The organism is Thermogutta sp. (genome assembly GCF_014359955.1).
Lineage (GTDB): Bacteria > Planctomycetota > Planctomycetia > Pirellulales > Thermoguttaceae > Thermogutta.
Genome location: NZ_JACIYL010000077.1, coordinates 1,977 through 9,984, shown reverse-complemented (window position 1 = coordinate 9,984; position 8,008 = coordinate 1,977). Strand labels below are relative to the sequence as shown.

The 8,008-nt window shown below is 52.8% G+C and carries 7 protein-coding genes; all 7 read right to left on the bottom strand.

Going from position 1 to position 8,008, the window contains the following annotated elements; genetic code table 11:
- Nucleotides 1-471: 471 nt before the first annotated feature.
- Entirely contained in the window at nt 472-1,467 is a 996-nt protein-coding gene (locus tag H5U08_RS19815; protein ID WP_366494016.1) for a glycosyltransferase family 2 protein, read from the bottom strand.
- 13 nt (nt 1,468-1,480) lie between these two features.
- The gene (locus H5U08_RS19810; protein WP_366494014.1) at nt 1,481-2,281 is read right to left on the bottom strand and encodes a glycosyltransferase family 2 protein; all 801 of its coding nucleotides are present in this window, start codon (nt 2,279-2,281) and stop codon (nt 1,481-1,483) included.
- Between the two features lie 5 nt (nt 2,282-2,286).
- Nucleotides 2,287-3,501 (bottom strand): glycosyltransferase, encoded by a 1,215-nt coding sequence (locus H5U08_RS04110; protein ID WP_297030484.1) that lies wholly within the window; start codon nt 3,499-3,501, stop codon nt 2,287-2,289.
- On the bottom strand, nt 3,446-4,849 hold the full coding sequence (locus H5U08_RS04105) for an O-antigen ligase family protein (protein WP_297030481.1): 1,404 nt from the start codon (nt 4,847-4,849) through the stop codon (nt 3,446-3,448). Before H5U08_RS04105 ends, H5U08_RS04110 begins: the two co-directional genes overlap by 56 nt.
- Before the next feature lie 34 nt (nt 4,850-4,883).
- A complete protein-coding gene (locus tag H5U08_RS04100; RefSeq protein WP_297030479.1) occupies nt 4,884-5,897 on the bottom strand; it encodes a glycosyltransferase family 4 protein in 1,014 nt (337 codons plus the stop codon).
- A gap of 287 nt (nt 5,898-6,184) precedes the next feature.
- Complete coding sequence (locus H5U08_RS04095; RefSeq protein WP_297030476.1) at nt 6,185-7,372, bottom strand: glycosyltransferase family 4 protein; 1,188 nt, start codon at nt 7,370-7,372, stop codon at nt 6,185-6,187.
- On the bottom strand, nt 7,369-8,008 hold a 640-nt coding region (locus H5U08_RS04090), incomplete at its 5' end, for a glycosyltransferase family 4 protein (RefSeq protein WP_297030473.1). The genes H5U08_RS04090 and H5U08_RS04095, both read right to left, overlap by 4 nt.

Here is an 8,008-nt window from a genome sequence, read left to right as displayed (position 1 = left end):
CGCCATCTGCGTATCACTCTGCCCGACCAAGGCCCTGCAGTCAGGCCCTATCCTGGAGATAGCAACATCGGGGGGGCGTGTCTGCGTCAAATACGAGTTTAGTTGGTTCTCCAAGTACCGAGCGCCGTTAAACGTAGCGAGTGCTATGCTTATTTTCATAGTTATGACAGCGCATTAAGATCTAGCTCTAATGTGAGGACCGTTATCGCAAGAAACGCAACTCCGTACAGTTCCGGTGTCTGCTGGGGGGTTGGGCTGATGCTGCGTATTGTATTAAAACTTCACAAAGCTCCGGGTACACCTATAGCCGAGCGGATAACCGGGAGGGTAGGCACGTGGAAATCATAAAGGAAACGAAAATGTCAACTGGCATTAGCACTGTTAAGCCCAAGAATGATGTGTACTAAGAGCTTAGGACACTTATGGAATATGTGCGAGTATGTAGCAGAGGAATGAGGAGGGCCAGTAGGCTTACGCTAAACCTGTAGGGGGTATGCGGCTGGACACATGAATGCGCCGTACAAGTCTTAAACCTGATAAAATACGGATCTCCCAATCTCTAAGTCCATATTCTCGAAAGTATAGCCTGTAAAGCCCAGGAAGCCCCTCGCTTTTCATCGTAGCGCTAAACCGGGCTGCTTGCCTTTTCCGTTTAGCATCTCTGCCCCGCGGGACATTCTTCTCCGATGTGCGCTGCATCCACTTTTCCATCCAGTAGCAGAAACTTCCACAATCATAGTGGAGGATTGCCGCACGCGGTAGAAAATAATTCCTGAAAAAGCGTCCATCCGGTGGTGCGGGTAGGTGCACTCCCATCCCTTTTATGTCTGCAGTTACTCGAACGAGCGACTTGCCTCCGGTGTGGCCTCGGAGAAACGGGCCGCGTGCTCCCGGACAAATTAATTTCGCGACCCCTAAACGACCGTAATAGCTGGCCATCTCTGCCAGGCAAAGAATCCATTCGTGCACTGAAGAAGGTCTCGCCTTGCGTGCTGGTCTCTTCGGCCCAACGCGAAACCAGTGCGTCCCAGCGAATGGATGTTCGTATTCCAACTGTCGGGGAATGAATTCCAACACTCGCAGACGCGCTACTTCGACAGAGTTGGGAATGGCGTCTAATCCCAGCTTCAGATTTCCATCAAAGTAGATAAGCTCGTCGCTATCAATGTGGGCGATCCAGTCAAATCCGCGCTCTCGTGCCCACTGAAGTGCTTTATTCGCATTGAACCACTGGCGCTCATGTAGAGTGAGTCTTTCGCGCTTCGCAGAACCCCCTGGCCAGTACTCGCTGTCGCATCGCACTGGTGTAATGCGTGCATTCTCCGCTACCGAAGATATCCCAGGATGCTCGGGATTGTCGAAGAATAGAAACATATGGTCCACACCGATATTTAAGTGGTAGGACACCCACGTCGTGAGAACCTCCACTGGGCAATCCAGAGTTGTGACAGTGCAGAGTGTCGCCATCGCACATAGTCAATCAAGAAGTGGTACTTTGACCCGGTGACTGTTTTCTATCCTGTGCCAACTTGCTCGCGAGCACCACCCGATACTGGACGAGAACCGCAATGGCGCGGTCCAGTGCATAAATAATCCCGAGACGCCCTGATAGTATCCCTCCGCGAAGCACGAGTGATGCGAAGGGATGAATGAATGCCATCAGTGGCGTAGTAGCGCGCAATCGGTCCTTAAAAGATACGCATCCCTGCTCATATCGCTGATACAATAGCCTGCCGTACCGGACTTGCGATAACAGATATGCTGAGTACGGTTTGAGGTCGTTGTGGATGAGCTTATTCTGTGCGTAATAACACCCAAGTCGAGGCTTGAGCCGAGAGCAATGACCACTGGCTATGAAGTATTCATCTCCGCCTCGAAACACTATGGCCTTGGGCGGGTACAGTGACCCGTGAACAAGAGGGCGTCCTTCAACGTACATCATTACTGGCGCAAGCACGACCTGTGGCAAGCCGTCAAGGGCCTGGACAATCTCGCACCAAAGCTCTGGTGTTATTTCCATGTCGGCGTCTAGGATTAAAGCGTACTCATTGCCTGTATGCCATCTACCAGTAATTGTGTTCCATGCATCAGTATGGGATGTAAACAAGAAACTTTGGATTTGACAAAAGTCAAATCCACCGGCTATTTCCTTGGTCCGATCTATTGATCCCGAGTCTAAAAGGACGACTGGTATGCCGCACGGTTCCAGTGAGGCCAAACATTTGCCGATGTTCGGCTCCTCATTTTTCGCGAGAATATACGCGGTAATACTCGGCTTCATAGACGTCATGCCCTTGTCACACTTCGAACTATACTCTCGTAGAGGCGTTCCATCTGCTCAGTTATGACCGGCCAAGTAAGGTAGAACCTCACGTACTCCCTTCCGGATTCGCCGAGTTTGGTCTTGTCGGCCTGAAGGAGTTTTCGAATCCCCTCGGTCAATGCGTCAACATTGTCATCAACCGTGAGTCCGCAGCCGGAGGCGTCCACATAGATGTGGCTAGCCACGCCGGGCGTCACCACAACTGGCAAACCGTGGGCCATGGCCTCAACTACCACCACACCGAAATTTTCCGACTGGGACGGAAGAACGAGAACATCAGCCGCCTCGAACAGTTGTCGCTTTTGGTCGCCCGTCACAAAACCGAAGCGTTTCACTTGACCATTGAGCCTGCTTGACGCAATGGCCGCAGCAAGTTGTGATTCGGCACCCGCGTCAGGCCCGGCAAAGATAGTGACTAAATCTGGATACTCCAAATAAAGTTTTGACGCGGCCTGAATGACCCAATCAGGACGTTTTTTCGGAGTTAATCGGGAGAGATAAAGAAGCACTTTTGCCCGCTCTGGTATATTGAGCGCCCGACGGGCCTCGGCAACATCAGTGGGCGCATCGTTCACCCCGGCCACTCCATGGGGTATGACCACCACATTGTTCAGTCCAAACTGCTCGCGCAGTTCGTTCTCCTCAGCGGGAGTGGTTGCCTGAACCGCGGCGGCCAGTCGCAGGTCCTTTGCCACGAAGAGTGCGGTGAACCATCGTTTCATTGCAGTCCGGCCAAGGGCCATGCAGCGGGGGGCGAACGTACCTGCCGGACGCATGATATAGGGAACTCCAAACCGGCGGGCCAGCCGCGGGGCAAAAGTTGTCAGGTGGCTGAATACCCCGTGGATGTGCACAATATCCGGCCGAGAATCCGGATTTGCCAACCGGTGCCGAAGCCAGCGGTAGGCCTGCGGCGTCCAGGTAAATCGAGCAAAGGGGCGTGTGCGACCGTATCCCCGGGCAATGAACAGCTCAGCCCCTGAAAACGCAGGATCATTGTTCATTCGCTCGCGAAATAGGGCATCCGACATCCAAGGTTCTGCGGACTGGGCGTTCGTGGTGAGAATACTCACCTGATGGCCACGCCGGAGCTGCTCCTGGGCCAGACCCCTCAGCGCGTGACTAGGACCACCGGAGCGGGGATCGATGCTGTGGATGATGTGGAGGATACGCAACATTAACCGTATTCGCGGGATTTTGCAAGATTCGTTCGCTTGCTGCCATAAAAACGATGATGGCCGCCCAGGATAGGAGAGTCCCTGGCGAATTGATGGCGAATAGTGCCCCATGCATGAACGAATCCAAAAAGAGATAGCACACATTGAGCCCGAGAGCCAGGGCAAGGGAATTACTTACATTCATAGGCCGCCATAAAACTTGTATAAAACGACGCATAATTAGAAACCAAAACACAGCAAAGGGAATGTATCCCAGAATTCCGCCCTCGACGAGCCGTTCGACGTGATCGCTGTGTAGGGTCATCCTACCAAGGCGGGCTTTGCCGACGCCCGGGATCAAGTCCAGAAAAGTCACTTGGCCTGGCACGATGACTCCCCGTAATTTATCCCCATCTTCGAAAAGTCGAATATAGCGGGTCGTACCGTATCCATGGCCGATGATCGGACTTTGCGAAAACAGCGACAGTCCGACTTTCCACCGGGGGATTCGCCCGGTGAATGTTGGAAGCGATTCCGTGCGAACAATGTATCCCGGGAACATTTCCAGAGAAAGAATCCCTGTCATAAACAAACCGAGGACAATGACCATTAAAGCAACCAGGCCTGGCCGAAAGCGTGTCCAGTGCTTCCACAGCCATACCATGGTGGCCGACAATCCGCCAATGATCGCTGCCCTCGCCCCTGAGAAGATCAGGGTATACAAAAGAATCCCCAAGATTAACAAGAAAAAGGCCTTTTGTTTCCCCTGAGCGTATCTCACCTTCCATAAAATGATGGGAAGTGAGGCTGCACAGAAGCTGCCCGTGCCAGTGGCCTTACCAAAGGCTCCAGTAAATCGTGTTTCAGGGATGAGCGATGAAAGCTGGAGAATGTAGAAACCGCTCCAAAGAGCGCCTATCGTGGCTGTGGCAACGAGGAGGAAGACGAAACTTTGCAGATTTCCCGGCACCTGAAGCCAGACCCAAAGGCCGATGAAAACCGCAATAAACATTAGAACAAATGTAAACAATCGTGCGAAACTGTATTCCGGCATGGGGGAAACCAGGCAACTCAGAATGCTGACAAACATGAATGCAAAAAGCCAGCGGTGTTCCAGGCGGTAGGGAATCCACGTAACACGAAAAATCATTACGAGTAAGGAGGTTGCCAGTCCCGCTATGAACCACCACCGGTATGGGTAGAATAGCCACTGAATATCGCTGATCCCGCCGAAGAAGAGTCCCAAAACGCAAATCACAACACATATCGCGAGGGGATCTTTGAGAAGCCGGCGATACGAAAAAGCCCCGCTTCCCGGCGGGAGGGTCTGTTTATATGTCAATGCTGCATGGTCAAAGTCATTCATCATGATAGAAAAGCATGCTCACAATAGCGCAAGTGCTTCATATTTGGTGCCGACGGTGAAGTTCTTCGCGGAGTAAAGAGAGTAGCCGTTCTCGGTAGTGATTAATGGTGTACTCTTTAGCACGCTCATAAGCGTTGCGTCCCATATCAACGCATATATCGCGATGTGTCACTAAATATTCTATCTTTTCTGCCAGTTTTTCTGGCGAACGAATAGGAACAATAAAACCGTCTACTCCCTCTCTGATGATCTCGCCCGAGCCGCAATTGGGGGTGGTAATCACGGGAATGCCCGCCGCCATCGCCTCCAAGATAACGGCTGGAAATATGTCGGAAACAGTCGGGAATACGAATAGGTCCGCTTGCCGATAAAGGTCGACCATTTTTGGACGGGTTACGCAACCCAACACCTCTGCGACACGTCTGGTTCGTGACACTGCTTCGGTCCTAAGGCTGGATATATCACCGGCGACAATGACGCGAATAGTACGGCTGTTTAATAGCTCTATCGCTCGCACCAAGTCGGGCAAGCCTTTTCGCACAGGCGAATTCGCCGCAAAAAGGATTGTGAAATGGCGGTTTCGCTCTCGGGGCAGATGGCCTGTGAAGAATCTGGAAGTGATTCCGAAGGGCAGAATTCTAACTTTCTCTAGAGGAGCCTTCTCGGCGGCCAGGGCCTGCCAGCAAAACCTTGAAGGGCAGAGGATGATGTCCGAGCTTGCCCACTCTTGTCTCTGACGTTCGGTGTACTCTTCCACACCGACTTGGGCTGGCCTTGGTTCGGCCCATTCGGGATAAGCTGCCTCCTGTTCCCGGACCAACCGGTCGTCATAAGCCAGTGGTGGGATCCCTTGGTCCAGGATGCGTACGGTGTTGCTTGCTACCGGACTCTCAAATATCTCCTTGGCTGCGGATGAAAAACAGAAAACGGCGTCGCAAGGGGGAATCCCATAGTCTCGGACGGCTTTACCAAAGCGCTGACCACCCCAAATATAGGCTCTTGGCGATTCCCTCCGTCGCGCCGCCCAATACTTCTTCCATTTGTAGGCCACTGCGAATCCAGGGAAGTGTACCACTTTTTCGACCGGAATTTCGGGAACTGTCCGCGCGGCCGCCCTGGCAAGAACCTTTGACGGGACACGGCGGGATGCCCACGTGGCGAGCCGGGTAAAAAGGTCTTTGCCGGCATACCAGTCTGTAAATAGTCGCTCAAGTGCTCCAGCTTGAGCGAGTGCGATGGGCACGGCATAGTTCCGACGAGAACCGATCTGAACAACTGTAACCCGAGGAACTCGCTCCTGGCAAAGCCCCTCGCAGCTCTCACTTTGTCCAAGCAGGTTCATTGCACACATGCTCTCCGCAATTCTTCATACACCAGCGCGGTGGTGCTCGCGTTTTTCTCCCACGAATACGTCTTCAGGTAGGACTCGATAGACTCCTTGAAGCAGCTCTGATCGGTATTCAAGAACGTGACAATTGCTCGCCGAAGCTCCTCAAGACTGTCCGGAGAAACCATGACTCCTACTGGAAAGTTTTTCAAGGTTTCGGCGATTGTCGGTGTGGTGCTCACCAGTACCGGCCGACGATGAGCCATTGCAACATTGAGCACACCGCTTTGTGAGGTAAACCGGCTGCTATAGGGCATCGCCACCCAATCGCATAGTTCAAAGAAGTTTGGCACTTCATTGTCTGGGATGTACTCGCAGCGCCACAAGATATTCCCAGACAGGCCAAGATTCTCGGCCCGCGCGATGTACTCGGAAATTCCCGTGCCGTCGCGATTCTTGGCCTGTCCCGCTACCACCAGGAATAGGCGATCCTTATAGGGCACCATGGCCTGAAGGAAAAGATCCAGGTTTTTATCCGGGCGAATATCACCAAAAAACAACGCTACCTGTTTGTCCAGTGGTACTCCGTATCGCTTGCGAAGCGTCATTTTGTCGCCCTGGGGTGGTCCGTGGTATGATGGACCGTGAGGCACAATATGAATTTTATCTTCAGAAACGCCCGCAAAGTCGATTAGGTCTTTCTTCTGATACTCACTGTGGACGAAGAGTGCATCGCACGCTCGATAAAGTCGTTTGAGTTGTTCGATCTCGTAAGGATAACAGATTAACCCCTGGGAGCGGCGCACGTCGTGGGCAGTGGCCACAAGTCGAAGTCCGGCTTTTTTCAGTTTTCGAGACCACAGGGCAAAGGTTACGTGGGGAATGGTGGAGAGATGGAGAATTTGGGCCCCCGTCAGTTGCGCCCTTTTTATTGCCCGGACGGGATTTACGAGCAGATTGATTGCAAAGCGCATTCGCCGCCTGAACGCTACAGGATGCGTTATGTCCCGAAGGCCGGGCCAGGTAGGATAGGTTGCCTGCTGGAGATAGTGGTAACTGGGAATACACGCGAGTTCCACCTCCACCCCGGGCTGGTCTCGCAGGCGGGTGAGCAACTCGTGAACATAGCGTCCAATCCCACCCCCAGGAAATGCAAAATAATGGAGCACGCGGACAGGCAGTGTGTTTTCCGACATCATTTACCGATGATTGCCGCTGATTTACCCCTACTCGCAGCTTGCTCGTAAAGGTTGAGCAGTTTTGTGACGTGCTGTTCCAGCAGAAAGCCCTCCTTGATCGTTCGAATGGCGTTTTGACCCATGGAGTGGAGCGTATTGGGCGAGTTAAGAAGTCGCCTGATTGCCTCCGCCAGAGCCTTCGCATCGCGAGGCGGAACCAGCGCTCCATTGACACCATCTTGCAGCCATTGCCTGACCCCGCCGACGTCGCTGGCCACCACGGGCACACCGTGGGCCATAGCTTCCAGACCAACGATGCCGAGGGTTTCAGGCCAAATAGATGGAAAGACGAAAAGGGTCGCGGATTTGAAAAATTCCGAGATTTGTTCACGGGATGCCCAGGGATGGACTTCCAATCTCGCCGGGCAACCAAACCGTTTGGAAAGATTATTTATTAATTGTTGCGTATTGTCAGTTATATCACCGACTAAAATTCCCCGCGCTTCGGGAACTCTGGCCAGTGCGTCGATGAATATATCGAATCCTTTAATCGGGCGAATTCGTCCCATGAAAAGGATTGTCGGCTTAGGGGGCATCGGCCGCGGCTCGTCCAACGGTTTGATGGGACAGAAATACGGAAGGGTTTGCGCTTTTTCC

Bases quoted from the DNA above. Each gene is read 5' to 3' on its own strand.
- H5U08_RS04095 (WP_297030476.1), bottom strand. From the start codon at position 7,372: ATGATGTCGGAAAACACACTGCCTGTCCGCGTGCTCCATTATTTTGCA.
- H5U08_RS19810 (WP_366494014.1), bottom strand. From the start codon at position 2,281: ATGAAGCCGAGTATTACCGCGTATATTCTCGCGAAAAATGAGGAGCCG.
- H5U08_RS04110 (WP_297030484.1), bottom strand. From the start codon at position 3,501: ATGTTGCGTATCCTCCACATCATCCACAGCATCGATCCCCGCTCCGGT.
- H5U08_RS19815 (WP_366494016.1), bottom strand. From the start codon at position 1,467: ATGGCGACACTCTGCACTGTCACAACTCTGGATTGCCCAGTGGAGGTT.
- H5U08_RS04105 (WP_297030481.1), bottom strand. From the start codon at position 4,849: ATGATGAATGACTTTGACCATGCAGCATTGACATATAAACAGACCCTC.